The 16,510-nt window shown below is 55.3% G+C and carries 14 protein-coding genes, 1 other RNA gene and 1 pseudogene; 4 read left to right on the top strand and 12 right to left on the bottom strand.

What is annotated here, in order from left to right; translation table 11 throughout:
- Positions 1-9: 9 nt before the first annotated feature.
- The 6 genes from sufS to HVX72_RS11585 form a co-directional block, all read right to left on the bottom strand.
- Positions 10-1,230 carry a cysteine desulfurase SufS gene (sufS, locus tag HVX72_RS11560; RefSeq protein ID WP_181821406.1) on the bottom strand — a complete coding sequence of 407 codons (1,221 nt, stop codon included), beginning with the start codon at positions 1,228-1,230 and terminating at the stop codon, positions 10-12.
- Entirely contained in the window at positions 1,227-2,498 is a 1,272-nt protein-coding gene (gene sufD / locus HVX72_RS11565) for a Fe-S cluster assembly protein SufD (protein ID WP_181821407.1), read from the bottom strand. Before sufD ends, sufS begins: the two co-directional genes overlap by 4 nt.
- Positions 2,473-3,219, bottom strand: coding sequence for a Fe-S cluster assembly ATPase SufC (gene sufC, locus HVX72_RS11570; RefSeq protein WP_060569680.1), 747 nt, complete (start codon positions 3,217-3,219; stop codon positions 2,473-2,475). Before sufC ends, sufD begins: the two co-directional genes overlap by 26 nt.
- A 9-nt stretch (positions 3,220-3,228) precedes the next feature.
- Positions 3,229-4,716: a Fe-S cluster assembly protein SufB gene (sufB, locus tag HVX72_RS11575; RefSeq protein WP_042282719.1), complete on the bottom strand. Its 1,488-nt coding sequence runs from the start codon at positions 4,714-4,716 to the stop codon at positions 3,229-3,231.
- An 8-nt stretch (positions 4,717-4,724) separates the two neighbouring features.
- A complete protein-coding gene (gene sufA / locus HVX72_RS11580; protein WP_042282717.1) occupies positions 4,725-5,093 on the bottom strand; it encodes a Fe-S cluster assembly scaffold SufA in 369 nt (122 codons plus the stop codon).
- A gap of 463 nt (positions 5,094-5,556) precedes the next feature.
- A complete protein-coding gene (locus tag HVX72_RS11585; RefSeq protein ID WP_249418862.1) occupies positions 5,557-6,438 on the bottom strand; it encodes a LysR family transcriptional regulator in 882 nt (293 codons plus the stop codon).
- Positions 6,439-6,560: 122 nt separating this feature from the next.
- On the opposite strand from HVX72_RS11585, the gene HVX72_RS11590 reads away from it, so the two are divergent.
- Positions 6,561-7,409 carry a Vmh family MBL fold metallo-hydrolase gene (locus HVX72_RS11590; RefSeq protein ID WP_181821408.1) on the top strand — a complete coding sequence of 283 codons (849 nt, stop codon included), beginning with the start codon at positions 6,561-6,563 and terminating at the stop codon, positions 7,407-7,409.
- 72 nt (positions 7,410-7,481) lie between these two features.
- Here HVX72_RS11590 and HVX72_RS11595 read toward each other — a convergent pair whose 3' ends face one another.
- The 3 genes from HVX72_RS11595 to HVX72_RS11605 all read right to left on the bottom strand — a co-directional run bounded on the left by HVX72_RS11595 (position 7,482) and on the right by HVX72_RS11605 (position 11,233).
- On the bottom strand, positions 7,482-7,670 hold the full coding sequence (locus HVX72_RS11595; protein ID WP_042282711.1) for a YdiH family protein: 189 nt from the start codon (positions 7,668-7,670) through the stop codon (positions 7,482-7,484).
- A gap of 99 nt (positions 7,671-7,769) precedes the next feature.
- A complete protein-coding gene (menI, locus tag HVX72_RS11600) occupies positions 7,770-8,180 on the bottom strand; it encodes a 1,4-dihydroxy-2-naphthoyl-CoA hydrolase (protein ID WP_181821409.1) in 411 nt (136 codons plus the stop codon).
- Positions 8,177-11,233, bottom strand: a complete 3,057-nt coding sequence (locus HVX72_RS11605; protein WP_181821410.1) for an FAD-binding and (Fe-S)-binding domain-containing protein — start codon at positions 11,231-11,233, stop codon at positions 8,177-8,179. The genes menI and HVX72_RS11605 overlap by 4 nt, the downstream gene beginning before the upstream one ends.
- A gap of 213 nt (positions 11,234-11,446) precedes the next feature.
- Between HVX72_RS11605 and ydiK the strand changes: the two genes are divergently transcribed.
- The 3 genes and pseudogenes from ydiK (at position 11,447) to HVX72_RS11620 (ending at position 13,307) form a co-directional block, all read left to right on the top strand.
- Entirely contained in the window at positions 11,447-12,559 is a 1,113-nt protein-coding gene (gene ydiK / locus HVX72_RS11610) for an AI-2E family transporter YdiK (protein WP_042282704.1), read from the top strand.
- Positions 12,560-12,745: 186 nt separating this feature from the next.
- An RNA gene (rprA, locus tag HVX72_RS11615) (antisense sRNA RprA) lies at positions 12,746-12,853 on the top strand.
- A 200-nt stretch (positions 12,854-13,053) separates the two neighbouring features.
- A pseudogene (locus tag HVX72_RS11620) lies at positions 13,054-13,307 on the top strand (SymE family type I addiction module toxin).
- A gap of 46 nt (positions 13,308-13,353) precedes the next feature.
- Here HVX72_RS11620 and HVX72_RS11625 read toward each other — a convergent pair.
- The 3 genes from HVX72_RS11625 to xerC form a co-directional block, all read right to left on the bottom strand.
- Complete coding sequence (locus HVX72_RS11625; RefSeq protein WP_052406265.1) at positions 13,354-13,620, bottom strand: MafI family immunity protein; 267 nt, start codon at positions 13,618-13,620, stop codon at positions 13,354-13,356.
- Positions 13,617-14,219 (bottom strand): EndoU domain-containing protein, encoded by a 603-nt coding sequence (locus tag HVX72_RS22320; protein WP_275943319.1) that lies wholly within the window; start codon positions 14,217-14,219, stop codon positions 13,617-13,619. The genes HVX72_RS11625 and HVX72_RS22320 overlap by 4 nt, the downstream gene beginning before the upstream one ends.
- A gap of 1,132 nt (positions 14,220-15,351) precedes the next feature.
- Complete coding sequence (gene xerC / locus HVX72_RS11635) at positions 15,352-16,353, bottom strand: site-specific tyrosine recombinase XerC (RefSeq protein WP_181821411.1); 1,002 nt, start codon at positions 16,351-16,353, stop codon at positions 15,352-15,354.
- Between the last annotated feature and the right edge of the window lie 157 nt (positions 16,354-16,510).

Here is a 16,510-nt window from a genome sequence, read left to right on the forward strand (position 1 = left end):
GCCTCCCTGTTATCCCAGTAAGCGATGAATACGCTGCAGCCCGGTCACCAGACGATCCACTTCTTCATGGGTGTTATACATTGCCAGCGACGCGCGACACATCGCCGGAACCTGATAAAACGCCATCAGCGGCATAGCGCAATGGTGTCCGGTACGGACAGCAATACCGTAGTTATCAAGGAAACTACCGACATCATAGGCGTGATGGTGACCGAGATTAAACGCGATCACGCCAAGCCGGCTAAGCGGGCCGTACAGCGTGAGGTCAGGCACCGCCGCCAGTTGCGCCAGCGCGTAATGCATCAAATTCTGTTCGTACTCGCCGATGTTTTCCAGCCCCAGCGCTGAGACATACTCCAGCGCGGCGCCCAGACCGATAATTCCTCCGGTATTTGGCGTACCCGCCTCAAAACGCCACGGCGCTTTCGTCCAGGTGGTGCCCTGGGTCAGGCTGACCGTAGCGATCATTGAGCCGCCCCCTTCCCACGGCGGCATCGCCTGCAGGATGACGTCTTTTACGTACAGCACGCCGATACCGGTCGGGCCGTACAGTTTATGCGCGGAAAAAACGTAGAAGTCGCAGTCCAGCGCCTGAACATCGACCGGGTGGTGCATGACCGCCTGCGCGCCGTCCACCAGGACTTTAGCCCCGTACTGATGGGCCAGCGCGGTGATTTCAGCGATCGGGTTCTCGGTGCCTAACACGTTCGAAACATGGGTAATGGCCAGCAGGCGGGTTTTCTCGTCCAGCAGCGATGGCAGACTTTCAAGCTGGAGCGTTCCGTCGGTATTGAGCGGGATTACCCGGAGTTCAGCCCCCACGCGCGCGCATAGCATCTGCCAGGGCACAATATTAGCGTGGTGCTCCATTTCGCTGATAATGATGTTATCGCCACGGTGAACGTTTTCCGGCCCCCAACTGTTGGCCACCAGATTGATGCCTTCCGTGGTGCCGCGAACGAACACCAGTTCCTCCGCTGAGCGGGCGTTAATAAACAGCGACGCCAGTTTGCGAACGTTCTCCATTCGCTCCGTCGCCTGGGCGCTCAGAGTATGAATACCGCGATGCACCGCCGCATAGCCATGGCGGTAGAATTCCGCCTCCGCGTCGATAACCTGACTGGGCTTCTGCGCGCTGGCGGCGCTATCAAGGTACGCCAGCGGCAGACCGTTGACTTCTCGCGTAAGCACGGGAAAATCCGCACGCACGTTGTCGATAGAAAATGTCATGCTCTGCCTCCCGGCAGGCGCTGGCCGATTCGCGCCAGAACCTGTTGCTTCAGCGCCTCGTCGCCGATGGCTTCCGTCAGTTCAGCGGCAAAGGCATAGAGAATCATCTGCTGGGCGTCCTGCTGGTCGATCCCGCGCGAGCGCAGATAGAACATCTGTTCATCGTCAATGCGCCCCACCGTCGCGCCATGGCTACACTTCACGTCGTCGGCGTAAATCTCAAGCTGCGGTTTGGTATCCACCTCGGCGAGTTTACCCAGCAGCAGGTTATTGTTGGTCATCTGACCGTCGGTTTTGATCGCGTACGGGGCAACGTTAATCAGACCGTTGAAGACCGCGCGCCCTTTATCGCTGACAATGGTTTTATGCAGCTGACGGCTGTTGCAATAGCCTTTGTTGTGCTCAAGCCAGGTGCGGGTATCACAGACTTCATTTTTCACCGGCATCGCGAGGCTGTTGATTCGTAGCGTCGTGTTCTCACCGTTCAGCCGGGTGCTGGTGTTATGACGCAGTACCGCATCCCCCAGCAGAAAACTGTGGCTGTGCGCCGAGGCGTCCGCCGCCATGAAAATATCATTATGGGCGAAGTGATGGCTTAACGGATTTTCAAACGCCAGCTTCACGTGATGCAGATGCGCGTTGGCTGCCACATTCATTGTCAGACGCGCGCCGGTAAAGTGTCGCGCGTCATTGAGGCTCACGTAATGTTCAATGACCGTTGCTTCTGCCCCTTCCGCCAGTTCCAGATGATGACGATAATGAGCGGTGTTCACCTCATCGTCGCCCACGCCCTGCGTAATGTGCATCAATAGCAGCGGCTTGTCAGGACGCTGATTACGCTTAACGTGGATATGGGTTACGCTGTGCGCCAGGCTTTCGGTGAGATGCAGAAACACCTCCGGCTGCACCGCGTCAGGCAGCGTCTGGCGCTCATCGTTGATCGCAACGTCAAAGCCGCTATTTTCACAGCTGTCGCTCAGCGCCGGACTGAATTTCCCATCAACAAAAACCAGACGCAGCGCATCAATTTGTAGCGCCAATGCATCCCGCTGCGCCGTCCCAATGTCCGCGAAGCGGCTGACGAACTGGCTGTTGATTAATCCTTCCAGCGGCGTGTATTTCCAGTTTTCATGTTTCCGCGTCGGCAGGCCCAGTCGCAGTAATTGCTGTAAGTGCTGCTGCGCCTGGGTGGAACGCGACTCGCCCTCGGCTTCAAACAGATGATGCCACTGCTGCAACGCATTACTGCTGTTCGGTAAGCCAGCCATATCCCTGCTCCTCCAGTTGTTTGACCAGGGTGAAATCGCCAGACTTCACAATCCGCCCCTGATACAGGACGTGGACAAAATCAGGTTTGATATAGTCAAGGATGCGCTGATAGTGCGTAACGATGATGAATGCGCGCTTGCCGTCCCGCAGGGAATTCACGCCATCGGCGACGATTTTCAGGGCATCAATATCCAGCCCGGAATCCGACTCATCCAGAATGCACAGCTCCGGCTCCAGCACCGCCATTTGCAGAATGTCGTTGCGTTTTTTCTCGCCGCCGGAAAAACCCACGTTGACCGAGCGGGTCAACAGATCTTCCGGCATTTTCAGCAGCGCGATTTTCTCTTCCATCAGGTCCTGAAAATCAAAACGGTCCAGCGTCTCCTGGCCGCGATAGCTGCGCACCGCGTTTAGCGCCGTTTGCAGGAAAAACTGATTGCTGACGCCGGGAATTTCCACCGGGTACTGAAAGGCCATGAAAATGCCTTCACCGGCTCTCTCTTCCGGCGCCAGGGCCAGCAGATCTTTACCTTTAAACGCGACGGAACCGCCGATTACCTCGTAATCTTCGCGTCCTGCCAGCGTCGCGGAAAGCGTGCTTTTACCGGAACCGTTCGGTCCCATGATCGCGTGCACTTCGCCGGGACGAACCTCAAGGTTCAGCCCACGCAGGATCGCTTTATCTTCGACACTGACCTGTAAATCTTTAATATTTAACATGATACTTCCTTAACCGACGCTGTGTTCAAGGCTAATAGCTAATAGTTTTTGTGCTTCGACGGCAAACTCCAGCGGCAATTCGGAGAACACGTCTTTACAGAAGCCGTTGACGATCATCGAGATCGCATCTTCTTCGCTGATACCGCGCTGTAGGCAATAGAACAGCTGATCTTCACCGATACGCGATGTGGTCGCTTCGTGTTCGAGCTGGGCGCTGTTATTACGGCATTCGACGTACGGGAAAGTATGCGCCCCGCAATCCGCGCCGATCAGCATTGAATCGCACTGGGTAAAGTTGCGGGCATTGGTCGCCGTCGGCATGATTTTCACCAGTCCACGATAGCTGTTCTGGCTGTGTCCGGCGGAGATCCCTTTCGAAATGATGGTCGAGCGGGTATTTTTGCCGATATGGATCATTTTGGTGCCGGTATCGGCCTGCTGGTGCCCGCTGGTCAACGCCACGGAATAAAACTCGCCAATCGAGTTGTCGCCACGCAGAATACAGCTCGGGTATTTCCAGGTGATCGCCGAGCCGGTTTCCGACTGGGTCCACGACATTTTGCTGTTTTCCCCTTCGCACAACGCGCGTTTGGTAACGAAGTTGAGGATCCCGCCGGTGTTGTTATCACCCGGGAACCAGTTCTGCACCGTGGAATACTTCACTTCGGCGTCTTTATGGATGATCACTTCCACGACTGCGGCGTGCAGCTGATAGCTGTCGCGCACCGGTGCTGAACATCCCTCGATATAGCTGACGTAGCTGCCCTCATCCGCCACAAGGATGGTGCGTTCAAATTGCCCGGTTTTTTCCGCGTTAATGCGAAAATAGGTGGAAAGCTCCATGGGGCAACGTACGCCCTTCGGCACATAAATGAAGGTACCGTCTGACGCCACGGCGGCGTTTAGCGCGGCAAAAAAGTTATCGTTCGCGGGGACTACCGTACCAAGGTATTTCTTCACCAGTTCCGGGTGATCATGGATCGCCTCGCCGAAAGAACAAAAAATAATGCCTTGTTCCGCCAGCTTTTCCCGGTAGGTGGTGGCGACTGAAACGGAGTCAAAAATAGCGTCGACCGCCACTTCCCGCCCTTCGCGCACAGGCACGCCAAGCTGCTCAAACGCGGCCTCCACCTCTTTACTGAGGAACGCGTTGGCGCCCGTTTGCTGAACCGCTCCCGGCTGTGATGCGCAGGTGTCGTCGCAGTGACCGCATGACGGCGCAGAGTAATAGCTGTAATCCTGATAATTCAGCTTATCGTAGTGGGCTTTCAGCCAGTGCGGTTCAGCCATTTCTACCCATGCCCGGTAGGCATTGAGGCGAAAGGCCAACATCCACTCTGGTTCGTTACGTTTTGCAGAGATCGCGCGCACCACGTCTTCGTTAATTCCTTTCGCCAGCTCATCAGTTTGTAACTGGGTAAAGAAACCTTCTTTGTAGTTTAGCGGGCCGCCGGTCCAGGTTTTGACATCGTCAGTTGCTTCAGTATTACGAGACATAGTACCGCCTATACCCCAAAGCTTTCGCCACAGCCGCATTCGTTCTGGGCTTTCGGGTTATGAAATTTGAATAACTGGTTTAATCCTTCCCGGACATAATCGACTTCCGTCCCGTCGATAAACGGCATCGCCTGAAGCGGGACGTAAAGCTTCGCGCCCTCGTATTCGAACAGCAGATCGTCCTTTTCAGGCTCACTGACCGTATCCAGCACGTAACCAAAGCCAGCGCAGCCGGTCTGTTTAACGCCCAGGCGCACGCCCAGCATTCCCGGCTGTTTGGCCACCAGTTCGCGAATATGCGCGGCCGCCGAAGGGGTGAGCGTTAATCCGCGCCAGGCAAAATCGTCTGGGTTAAATGTTCCTGAATGCAATTCCATAGAATGACCTCGCGTAATGAGCCATCAGGCTATAACACCATGTTAGTGATAATGATTATCACTTCAACCCCTCAACAGCAGGGGCATTCCCCTTAATCACCCTTTTTAACGGCTTTTATTAAGCATAGACCTTGCTACGCGGGATATAAGTCAGAGTGAGTTTTCTGCAATTCTTTGAAAAATAAAGCGTTCAGTAAAAATCATCGACCAGGGTGGTCAAAAAAGGAAAGATGTATAGAAAATGTCTATTTCACGGATAGGCAGTGGCGCGTAATTGTCGCAAAGAAAAAAACCCTTAAGGCTGTTCATCACAGCCTTAAGGGTTCCCGCCCCATCCGGCGCTTATCTCCGGCACTCGCAATGGCTTAGCTCTTGAAGGGGCTTTAAGAATATTCTCATATCGTCAGCGATCAGTTTTAACACTAATTGCGATCCGCGCATTTTGTATGGCGGATCAATTTCTTCAGTTTACTGAGAGTATGTCTTTCACCGCGTCCAGCAGCAGTCGTAGCCCCGCCGACTGGTGCGCGCGGGAAAGATACAAGCCGTACACCGGCAAAGGCCGGGGTTTATGCCCGGGCAGCAAAGGCACCAGCGCACCGCTTGTTAACCCTTCTCGCGCCTCTTTTTCCGGTATCAACGCCACGCCCATTCCTGCCAGCGCCGCCTCGCCTAAAAGCGAGGAAATCCCGGCGCTGAGGTTACCTTTTATCGCGACCGAAACCGCCTCACCGCAGGCATCAAGAAAGCGCCAGGATTTCCCGGCAAACCCGCTGTAATAAAGGCAGTTATGACGGGTAAGGTCGTCCGGTGTTTGTGGCGTACCATGCTGTTTCAGATAAGCAGGCGATGCGCAAAGCACTGACTCACAGCTGCCAAGACGACGAGCGATAGTACCCGGCTCCGGCGCGTCGGTAATACGAATAGCGAGATCGATTCGTTCCCCAACCAGACTCACGGGCTGGTTATTAATCTCGACTTCAATCCGCAGATCCGGGTAGCGGGTTAAAAATGCTGGCAGTACCGGCGCAAGAATATGCATCGCCGTAAAATGGGCACAGGCGACACGCAAGGTTCCGCAAGGCATACCTCCCGCCGCAACCGCGCCAATGCCCTGAGAAAGCTGCGCCAACGTGCGGGTCTTTAGCAGGACCTCTTCGCCAGCAGGCGTGATGGTGAGCCTGCGTGAAGAACGGTGGATCAGTCGTGCGCCAGCCCATTTTTCCATTTCCTCAAGATAGCGGCTAACCATCGGTCTGGAAAGCCCGAGCGCTCGCGCCGCGGCGCTCATACTGCCTAAATCACAGATGTGATTAAATACCGTCGCCGCCATCACTCTGTCCACTTTACCTCCATCCGATCGTTTTATGAAACTCAGCATGTCCTGTTTAAGGAATTCTAACAGATCGGGATTGGCTTAAAATGCGTAGCCTTAAGACAACACTTCATCTGCAAAAGGTTACTGTCATGAAAATAAAAACCCTGACGGCACTGACGCTGCTCGCTTCACCGGTCTTTGCCGCCCCACTGCATCTTGAGGTGTATAACCCTCAGGAGAACGCCATTTTCCCGGTCTCTTCCACCCTGGTATCCGGACCAACGGAAGCCATTTTGTTTGATGCGCAGTTCAGCACTAAAGATGGCGAAAAATTGCTTAAGATGATTCAGGCCAGCGGTAAGTCACTGAAAGCCGTGGTCATTACCTCGGGCGATCCGGACTTTTACTTCGGTCTTGAGCCGATTGTGAAAGCCTATCCTCAGGTAAAAGTGCTGGCGACGCCTGAAGTGGTCAAACATATTCAGGAAACGAAAGACGCAAAGCTGCAATACTGGGGACCGCAGATGAAGGACGGCGTGCCGAAAACCATCACCGTACCGCAAGCCACTCCCGCGACGCGTTTTCACATTGACGGAGAAACACTGGAACTTCGCCATCCGGGCAACTATGCGGCTTATGTCTGGATCCCGGCAAATCGGGCGATTCTGGGCGGTACCGGCGTCGCGTCCGGGATCCACGTCTGGACCGCTGACACTCAATCTGAAAAGCAACGTACGGCCTGGCGCGACGTGCTGAGCGAAATGCGCAGCCTGCAGCCGACTCAGGTGATCCCGGGTCATTACCTCGGCGCACGACCCGCCGGTGATACGGCGATCCGCTTTACCCAAAATTATCTACAAACGTTTGAACACGCGCTGGAGGCGAAAAAAGGGTCAGCTTACGTTATCGAAACCGTAAAGGCCGCGTGGCCCGGACTGGCAGATGAAAGCTCGCTGGCATTGAGCGCAAAGGTGAACAGTGGTGAAATGACGTGGTAATGGCGTTTATTCGCCGACAAAAAATAACCCCGACCAGAGGCCGGGGCATTCGCTATGAGGTACATCGCTGAATCAATGAACGCCAAGGCGCCAGGCAAAATAGATCTCTTCCTTCAGTTCAGTCGAAGAAAGCGTCAGTAAATCGGCAAACTCCAGCTCAAGCTGTTTCAGTCTTTTAAGGTATTGGGCTGGTGAGAGCTCGGTTTTATCACGACGTAAAAATTCAATTGCCAGTTGGGCCGGGTCTAATTGGCTAGTCATATCATCCTCGCTTATGGTCAAAACATGCACATTGTATCACTTTCCGCTGCGCAAATAATGACCAAAAGCAATATAGATCACATTTTTTTGGTGACAACGTCACACAATAGCCGTCGTTAAGCGTGATGTGCAGCATAAACGCTGCTGCTCATCATAGATATCGATTTGCCAGACCTGATGGCGTGAACCGGTGTGTATCGCCCTACAGACCCCTTTCACGCGTCCTTCCCGGGCAGGACGAACATGGTTGGCGTTTATTTCCAGCCCGACCACTTTTTGTTCGCCCTCAGTGCAGAGATACCCGGCGACGGAGCCAATGCTTTCGGCCAGCACGACAGACGCGCCGCCGTGCAGCAGACCAAACGGCTGCTTTGTTCGGCCGTCAACAGGCATAGAGGCTTCAAGCGTATCCGCGCCGATCTTTTCAAAGCGAATGTCCAGTAACCCAACCATGTTGCCCTCGCCCATTGCGTTGAGCGCGTCGAGTGTGATGTCACGTTTCCAGATCATCCCATTATCTCCAGTAGTGCCTGTACAGGATGGCGTACGCCCGTGCCTTCCACCCGCTTCACCTGGCTGCGGCAGGAATACCCCGTCGCCAGGCAGCGGTTACGGGGCAGTCGCTCCATCGCCTGATGCCAGGACAGTTCATAAATCCCCAGGGAACTGGCATGATTCTTAGCCTCATGCCCGTAAGTTCCGGCCATACCGCAGCAGCCGACGCTGACATTTTCCAGTTTCGCGCCAAAGCGAGCAAAAATTGACGCCCACTGCGCAGGCGCGCCGGGAAGCGCGGTGACCTCGGTACAGTGGCCAAAGAAGTACCACGGCTCGCCGCTGATTTCTCCCATAGCCTTCGGGGCCAGCGCTGTCGCCAGCCACTCGTTGGCCAGCTGTACGTGAAAATCACCGCGCTGCTCGCCGAGCGCGAGCGTATATTCATCGCGGTAGCAAAGCACCAGCGCCGGATCGACCCCCACCATCGGCATCCCCAGTTGCGCCACACGGTTTAAAAACTCAGAGGTCTTTTTAGCCGTTTTCGCAAAACGGGTCAGGAAGCCTTTAATATGTTGTGCCTTACCGTTTGGCGAAAACGGCAGCAGTACCGGCTGGAAACCTAACTTTTCGATCAGGCGTACAAAATCCGCCACAACCCGAGCGTCGTAGTAACTGGTGAACGGATCCTGCACCACCAGCACTGTATTCGCTTTTTGCGTATCGCTAAGCGCCTCAAGCTGCTCAAGCGTCATGTTGGCCGAACGGTGTCCGACCATTTGCTGCTGCAACGACGGCGTCGACAGTAGCGGCAGATCCACCATGCCGATGTGTTTTGCCGACAGCTTGCGCACCAGCGGCTGGTTAATAAAGAAGTTGAAGGTCTTTGGCGCGCGCGCCATCAGCGGCGCATAGGTTTCTACTGTCGCCACCAGATGATCGCGCAGCGGACGTAAGTAGCGCGTATGGTAAAGCTGCAGGAAACGCGAACGGAATTCCGGTACATCAATTTTGATCGGACACTGGGTCGAACAGGCTTTACAGGCCAGACAGCCGGACATCGCCTCTTTGACTTCATGCGAGAAATCATATTCGCCCTTACCCGCGTGCCAGGTATTACGGGTCCGGGCGATCAGCGAGCGTAAGCTGGGACGTTTATTCGCCAGTGCAGTTTCGAGGCGCACCGGATCAACACCGCGATCCGCCAGCAAACGCAGCCATTCACGCACCAGGGTCGCTCGCCCTTTCGGTGAATGGATACGGTTGAGACTGATTTTCATCGACGGACACATCGGGCTTTTCGCATCGAAGTTAAAGCACAGTCCGTTTCCGTTGCACTCCATCGCCCCGCGCCAGGTTTGACGAACCGCCAGCGGGATCTGCCGGTCATACGTGCCGCGCTTGACGGCGTCCACTTTCATCATCGGCGCGTCCACGCCTTCCGGCGGACAGATTTTCCCCGGATTCAGGCGGTTCTGCGGATCAAATACCGCCTTCACTTTACGCAGTTCCGCATACAGCGCGTCGCCAAAAAACGCCGGGCTGTACTCGGCGCGAAACCCTTTACCGTGCTCACCCCAGAGCAGGCCGCCATACTTCGCCGTCAGCGCCACCACTTCATCGGAGATTTGCTTCATCAGCACTTCCTGCTGCGGATCGCACATGTCCAGCGCCGGACGCACATGCAGTACGCCCGCGTCTACGTGGCCAAACATGCCGTAGCTCAGACCATGACCGTCGAGCAAGGCGCGAAACTCGGCAATGTAATCGGCAAGATGCTCCGGCGGTACGCAGGTATCTTCGGCAAATGGGATGGGTTTCGCCGCCCCTTTCGCGTTGCCCAGCAGACCCACCGCTTTTTTGCGCATCGCATAAATACGCTCTACGCCCGCCAGATCGGCGCAAAGCTGCCAGCCAATCACCCCGGCTTCTCCATGAGCGATTAATCCGTCCAGCCGCTCACACAGTGCCGCCACCTGGCCGTCAATTAGCGCTTCGTCGTCACCGGCGAATTCAACGATGTTCAGGCCAAGCATCTCTTTGTCCGGCACATCGGTGATTAATTCGCTTACCGAATGCCAGACGATATCTTCCCGTGCCAGGTTCAGCACTTTCGAGTCGACGGTTTCGACGGAAAGCGCTCTTGCCTCTACCATAAACGGCGCATTGCGCAGCGCGGAGTCAAAAGAGTCGTATTTGACGTTCACCAGTCGACGAACCTTCGGCAACGGCGTAATGTCCAACCGGGCTTCGGTAATAAAGGCCAGCGTCCCTTCCGAACCGGTGAGAATTCGGGTCAGATCGAACTCGGTCATGTCGTCGTTAAAAACATGCCGTAAGTCGTAGCCGGTAAGAAAGCGGTTCAGTTTGGGGAAGTTATCCATGATAAGCTGGCGATTGTCGCGGCAGCGTTCAAGGACCGTGCGATAGATACGTCCAATGGTGGTATGACTTTCCCCCAACGTTTCCGCCAGCGCTACCGGCAGCGGCTGCGTGTCGAGAATATCGCCGCCCAGCAGCACAGCGCGTACGCCCAGAACGTGATCGGAGGTTTTTCCGTAGACCAGCGATCCTTGTCCGGAGGCATCGGTATTGATCATCCCGCCAAGGGTGGCCCGGTTGCTGGTTGAAAGCTCCGGAGCAAAGAAATAGCCGTACGGCTTGAGGACCTGGTTCAGTTGGTCTTTAATCACCCCCGCTTCGACCCGCACCCAACCTTCTTCCGGATTGATTTCAATGATCCGGCTCATGTAGCGGGACATGTCCACGATAATGCCCTGGTTCAACGCCTGCCCGTTGGTTCCGGTACCGCCGCCGCGAGGGGTAAACACCAGCGAGGTGAAACGCGGTTCGGCGGCCACTCGGGCTATCAGCGCCACATCCGCCGTTGAACGCGGGAAAACGACGGCATCGGGAAGAAGTTGATAAATACTGTTATCTGTCGACATCGTCAGACGATCGGCGTAGCTCGTTGCCGTATCGCCAGTAAACCCTTGTTGCTCCAGCTCTTGCAAAAAATTGAGCACCAGTTGAACGACGCCAGGTGCCTGAGAAATTTGTGGAATCATTATTCTGACCCTTTCCTGCGGTCTGTGTTGTGAGGTTATCGTTTGCCTTGGTTGATTCATTTGTTGTATCACATTTTTTTCTTATGCGCTCAACAGAAATACTGGCAGAATCCGCCTGTTAAAACGCGCTGAAACTGCGCATGATTATGTGATGCGTTTCGCGTGTTCACGTCGCGTCAACGTTCTGACGCACTACAAAGGTGAAAAGAGTTTATGGTCAATGTTCGTCAGCCCAGGGATATCGCGCAGGTGCTGCTGTCGGTGCTGTTCCTTGCCATCATGATTGTGGCGTGTCTCTGGATTGTTCAACCTTTTATTCTGGGCTTTGCCTGGGCCGGTACGATTGTTATCGCCACCTGGCCGGTTTTACTACGCTTGCAAAAATTACTCTGGGGCCGCCGTTCTCTGGCGGTGCTGGTCATGACGCTTTTACTGGTGTTGTTATTCGTCATTCCTGTCGCACTTCTGGTGAACAGTATCGTCGATGGTAGCGGCCCGCTGATCCACGCCATAACCGGTGGCGATATGACGTTGCCGGATCTTGCCTGGTTGAACAGCATTCCGCTGGTTGGCGCAAAATTGTATGCCGGGTGGCATAACCTGCTGGAGATGGGCGGCGCGGCGATCATGGCGAAGGTTCGTCCTTATATTGGCGCAACGACCACCTGGTTTGTCGGACAAGCGGCGCACATCGGCCGTTTTATGATGCATTGCGGACTGATGCTGTTGTTCAGCGCCCTGCTGTACTGGCGGGGTGAACAGGTGGCGTTGGGTATTCGTCATTTCGCCTGCCGTCTGGCAGCCAAACGCGGCGACGCGGCCGTGCTGCTCGCCGCACAAGCGATCCGCGCGGTGGCGCTGGGCGTGGTGGTTACCGCGCTCGTTCAGGCGGTGTTGGGCGGGATTGGCCTGGCGATTTCCGGCGTACCGTATGCGACGTTGCTGACGGTGGTGATGATCCTCTCCTGCCTCGTCCAGCTTGGCCCGCTTCCGGTATTGATTCCGGCCATTATCTGGCTTTACTGGAGCGGCGACACCACCTGGGGAACCGTACTGTTGGTATGGAGCTGCGTGGTAGGTACGCTTGATAACGTCATCCGCCCTGTGCTGATTCGTATGGGCGCGGATTTACCGCTTATTCTGATCCTTTCTGGCGTAATTGGCGGCCTGATCGCCTTCGGCATGATTGGCCTGTTTATCGGCCCGGTTCTGCTGGCGGTTACCTGGCGACTGTTCTCCGCGTGGGTACATGAAGCGCCACCGCCAACGGATGAGCCAGAAGAAATCCTCGAAGAACTGGCGGAGATCAACGATCTCAACAAGTAACTCTCTTTCGGGCGACAGATGTCGCCCGAATGTTTAGCGTTGCTTATTAATAGGCTGCTGAATTTTTCAAATCACCCCTATTACGGCTTCCGCTCTCCGGGTTTCTGTCGCAAATTCTTTACAGTTTTTAAACTATTGAGACGAATCTGATCGACGCTAAAACGTCGCATGCCCTACTATTAGCTCACGGTTATAGATCAACACATTGATTTATAAGCATGGAAATCCCCTGAGTGAAACAACGAATTGCTGTGTGTAGTCTTTGCCCATCTCCCACGATGGGCTTTTTTTTTACCATGACATCACCTTACGTCCAGCAACGATGGCGCCTCGAGAGTACCCGATTTCAGATGTGCTATTGCCTGCAAGCGATTTATATCTTGAGTGTGGGTTAAAGGCGAAAATGAAATCGTTATATGTACCTGTTCCCTTAGCAATCCGGTTTCAGTCATCCTTTTAAAACCCAGTGCCGTCTTAAAGGCGGCTATGTCGGCATTTCCCACACAAACCGTAAACCAAAGTCCCCACCGGATATTCACGCGACCCCAGCCTGCACCTTTAGAGCGACTGGCTTAAAGAAGCGGGATTTGAGACCGGGCGCGGCGTGACGGTGAGGATTACGGAGGGGTGCCTGACCATTATCGCTGATAATAACGAGGTGCAGGAACTGCGCGAGCAGCTTTATCAGGCGAGACAGGTGGTTAAGGGGATTAAAGACGGAATGTTTAGTGTACTGAACGAAAGTTAAACAATAAAAAAGCTGGGAAGATTTAATTTCTTCTCCGGCTTTATGACTATTTAATTAAACCCTTTAGATAAATAAAAATATTATTTTCCAAAGGGTAATTAAATAATGAATTAAATATACAAATTTGTTCATATTCATTCTTCGTTATGACAATATCATCCTCACAGATATAATCGCATAACGTTTCAAATGCCAACGGTTCTTCCCCAAAGTCTATGTAGCTCAACGCATAATTCAATTCATCTTCGGAAAGTCTATTGTTAAATTCTTCACCGAATTTTTTCAACTTAATACCAGTAGCTGTAGCCATCATTTTGCTCCTGGTAAACGTGGAATAGGGCCACTATCAGGGAATGCAGTTACTATCCTTCCTTTTGCTGACTGATAAACAACCCTAATTTGCACCCCATCTCTGACTTCCCATGCCACCCAAGTAGCAGCTTTTCCTGATTTAGTTAATGCACCTCCCGTTCCTTGTTGGGCATACCACTTAGTTGATGGTGAATTTACAATATCATCAATCTCAGAAATAATTTTTTTCGAATCCCAAGACTGAGGGAAAGTTGTTTTACCTGGCTGGCCTGGCCACATATGACCACCACTACCGGGGCCATCACCATGAAGAATATGCTTTTGCGCTTTTGGACCACAGCCAAATAACCCAAGTGGGTCGATCCAGCTTAGCGGATTCGGCGCATAACTGTAGAGGTTTATGCCCCCCGCCAGCCCCACCGGGTCATCGGAACGATTCGGAGGCGGTCGTAACTTTAGCGCCTCTGCAACCCGCGCCACATCTGCCTTCACCAGTTCAGCATTTGCCACTTTTAACAATGTCGCAACATTGAACCCCCGAAGCACATTTTCTGCCGGGAACGCTACCGCCACTGACGACCAGATCAGCGTCAGGAGCATCAGCAGCACGGCCAGCCACCTGTTTATATTACACATCTTCCTTACTCCCTGCGTTTCTCCGCCCCGCATCATACCAGCACCGCAACCCTCTGGCATTACGCGTTTTATTACCGGTCGCGGGGGCAGACGCGCAGCGGCTGACCACGCCAGATCCCCGCAGGCGACGCCGGTGCTTCAGCCATGGAGCACGCTAACCCGTGACGACCATGCAACTTGTTTGCATGGTCGGGCGCGGGTTGACAGGGGCGCGAGGGGGTAGCCCCCGCATAACGACCGGAGGCGCAGGCCGACCTTCTTACAGTGAGAGCCCCACTGCGCGCGACGGATCTTCCGGGAACAACCGCGCCTTCCTGCTTAGCCGCTCTTCCACCCGCGCCGCCCGGAAACACCGCCATTACAGACGGCACCGCGCCCGACGCCTTTAGTCGCTGTGGCACTGTGGCCAGCAGAGGGCAATGCACCTGCATGACCACACCGCTGCCATCCCTCCGTGGCCGCAGAACGACGCCGCTCTTAATGACAACGCCGGACCGGGCGGGGGGTGGAAGCTGGCGAGGCGAGAACGAGCAACGCAGTGCGAGCCGCCGCAGCCAGACGCAGCCGGGCGGGCATGAACGCTTTTAAGCGGAGGCCGCAGGCCGACAGCCTCTTTTAACGGGCTTTCACCCGCGAACGTGGCCGGAACTGCGCACCGGAGCCTCCCGGCGCCGACATCATGCGTGTTACGCGTTGCGGGCCGTTCAGGCCCGTTTCGCGTAATGCCGCGTTATGTTGAATGACGTCCGGCCAGCAACCCGGCCCACAGAGGGCGCGGCGGCCCCGCGCTGGCCGGACGGCATTTACCCCCGCGCACGCCGGTGGTGGGGGGCAGGCAGCCGTCATGGACGGCGGCTGTCTGCCTGCACCGTCCCCTGCGGCCTCGCAGAGTGCCGGCTAACTTTGCGGCCTGTCCGGCAATGATCCGGCCTCCGTTCAACCTCCTTAACTCTCCCGCAACGCCGGTGCTCACGTAGTACGTGAGGATTTTGCAGGCCTTATCAGACCTACAGGATCCGGGCTATTTCCTGTTATCTGACTGCGGGTTACCGATAAGGCGTGTTCCTGCCGGTGTCGTTATGGGTGCTGTTAACGTTTATTTAACACTCTTTCTCCGCCGTTTCTCTGCCGGATGCGTCTTCTCATGCACCCGCTGCAACGGCGCTATCGCCACCTTCGTGTAGATCTGCGTCGTCTCCAGCTTTTCATGCCCTAAGATCGCCTGGATATGCCGCGTGTCCGCCCCGTTGTCCAGCATCTGCGTTGCCATCGAGTGCCGGAAGATGTGGCACGCGCCCGGCTTGTCTATCCGCGCCTTATCCCGGATGGCTTCTCCGGCAAGCTGCGTCAGCGTCCCGCGATTCAGCCCCTTACCGTGCCAGGTGATGAACAGATGACCGCTGTCGAACCGCTGCGCCAGCCGGGGCCGAACGTTGCGCAGGTAGCGCATCACCCATTCCAGCGCCACATGACCCACCGGCACCACCCGATCTTTCTTCCCCTTGCCCTGCCGCACGTTCACCACGCCCCGCGTGAAGTCCACGTCACCCAGCATCAGGTTCGCCACTTCCATACGCCTGATCCCGGTACTCCAGAGTATTTCCAGTATCGCCCGGTTGCGCAGACCCAGCGGTTTCTCCGTGTCCAGACTCTGCAACACCGTCCGGGTTTCCTGCTCGCTGAACACCTGCGCCGGAAGCCGCTTTTCTTCCTTCGGCAGCTCGATCTGCTCTGCCGGGTTGTACAGGATAACGTGGCGTTTCAGCAGCCAGCGGTAGAAGTTGCGCACCGCGCTCAGGCGGTTTAGCTGGCCGCCCACCGCCAGCGTGTTGCCGTCAGCCTTGCGATAAACGCGCAGGTGGCGCTGCCAGCCTTCCAGCACTGGCAGACTCACCTGCGGCGCGTACATCAGCCCGCGCTCCTCGCACCACGTCACGAACGGCAGTACCCGTTCGCGGTAGCCTTCGATGCTGCGTTCGCTGTAGCCTGCGGATAACAGGCTTTCCAGCCACGCGATCACATGCTGCCGCTGCGTGGCGTTCCCGTTCTGGCGGCTAAGATAAAGGGCTTCCGGCCCCGGTGGTATGGGTCTGGTCATGATGATTGTCCTGTTAAGGTTCAGGGATTGAGTATTGGGATTGCAGTACGGTACGACGAAGGAAGGATAAAGCGGTGGAACAGTGGTTTTAGCGCCGCCCCGACTTGCGGGGCGATAAGGTCAGTAATGGCGCGGCTTTCAGACTGTTTTTCCGGGT

It is taken from the genome of Citrobacter sp. RHB21-C05 (genome assembly GCF_013889015.1).
Lineage (GTDB): Bacteria > Pseudomonadota > Gammaproteobacteria > Enterobacterales > Enterobacteriaceae > Citrobacter_A > Citrobacter_A sedlakii.

Bases quoted from the DNA above. Each gene is read 5' to 3' on its own strand.
- sufS (WP_181821406.1), bottom strand. From the start codon at position 1,230: ATGACATTTTCTATCGACAACGTGCGTGCGGATTTTCCCGTGCTTACG.
- sufD (WP_181821407.1), bottom strand. From the start codon at position 2,498: ATGGCTGGCTTACCGAACAGCAGTAATGCGTTGCAGCAGTGGCATCAT.
- sufC (WP_060569680.1), bottom strand. From the start codon at position 3,219: ATGTTAAATATTAAAGATTTACAGGTCAGTGTCGAAGATAAAGCGATC.
- sufB (WP_042282719.1), bottom strand. From the start codon at position 4,716: ATGTCTCGTAATACTGAAGCAACTGACGATGTCAAAACCTGGACCGGC.
- sufA (WP_042282717.1), bottom strand. From the start codon at position 5,093: ATGGAATTGCATTCAGGAACATTTAACCCAGACGATTTTGCCTGGCGC.
- HVX72_RS11590 (WP_181821408.1), top strand. From the start codon at position 6,561: ATGAAAATAAAAACCCTGACGGCACTGACGCTGCTCGCTTCACCGGTC.
- HVX72_RS11595 (WP_042282711.1), bottom strand. From the start codon at position 7,670: ATGACTAGCCAATTAGACCCGGCCCAACTGGCAATTGAATTTTTACGT.
- menI (WP_181821409.1), bottom strand. From the start codon at position 8,180: ATGATCTGGAAACGTGACATCACACTCGACGCGCTCAACGCAATGGGC.
- HVX72_RS11605 (WP_181821410.1), bottom strand. From the start codon at position 11,233: ATGATTCCACAAATTTCTCAGGCACCTGGCGTCGTTCAACTGGTGCTC.
- ydiK (WP_042282704.1), top strand. From the start codon at position 11,447: ATGGTCAATGTTCGTCAGCCCAGGGATATCGCGCAGGTGCTGCTGTCG.
- HVX72_RS11625 (WP_052406265.1), bottom strand. From the start codon at position 13,620: ATGATGGCTACAGCTACTGGTATTAAGTTGAAAAAATTCGGTGAAGAA.
- HVX72_RS22320 (WP_275943319.1), bottom strand. From the start codon at position 14,219: ATGCTCCTGACGCTGATCTGGTCGTCAGTGGCGGTAGCGTTCCCGGCA.
- xerC (WP_181821411.1), bottom strand. From the start codon at position 16,353: ATGACCAGACCCATACCACCGGGGCCGGAAGCCCTTTATCTTAGCCGC.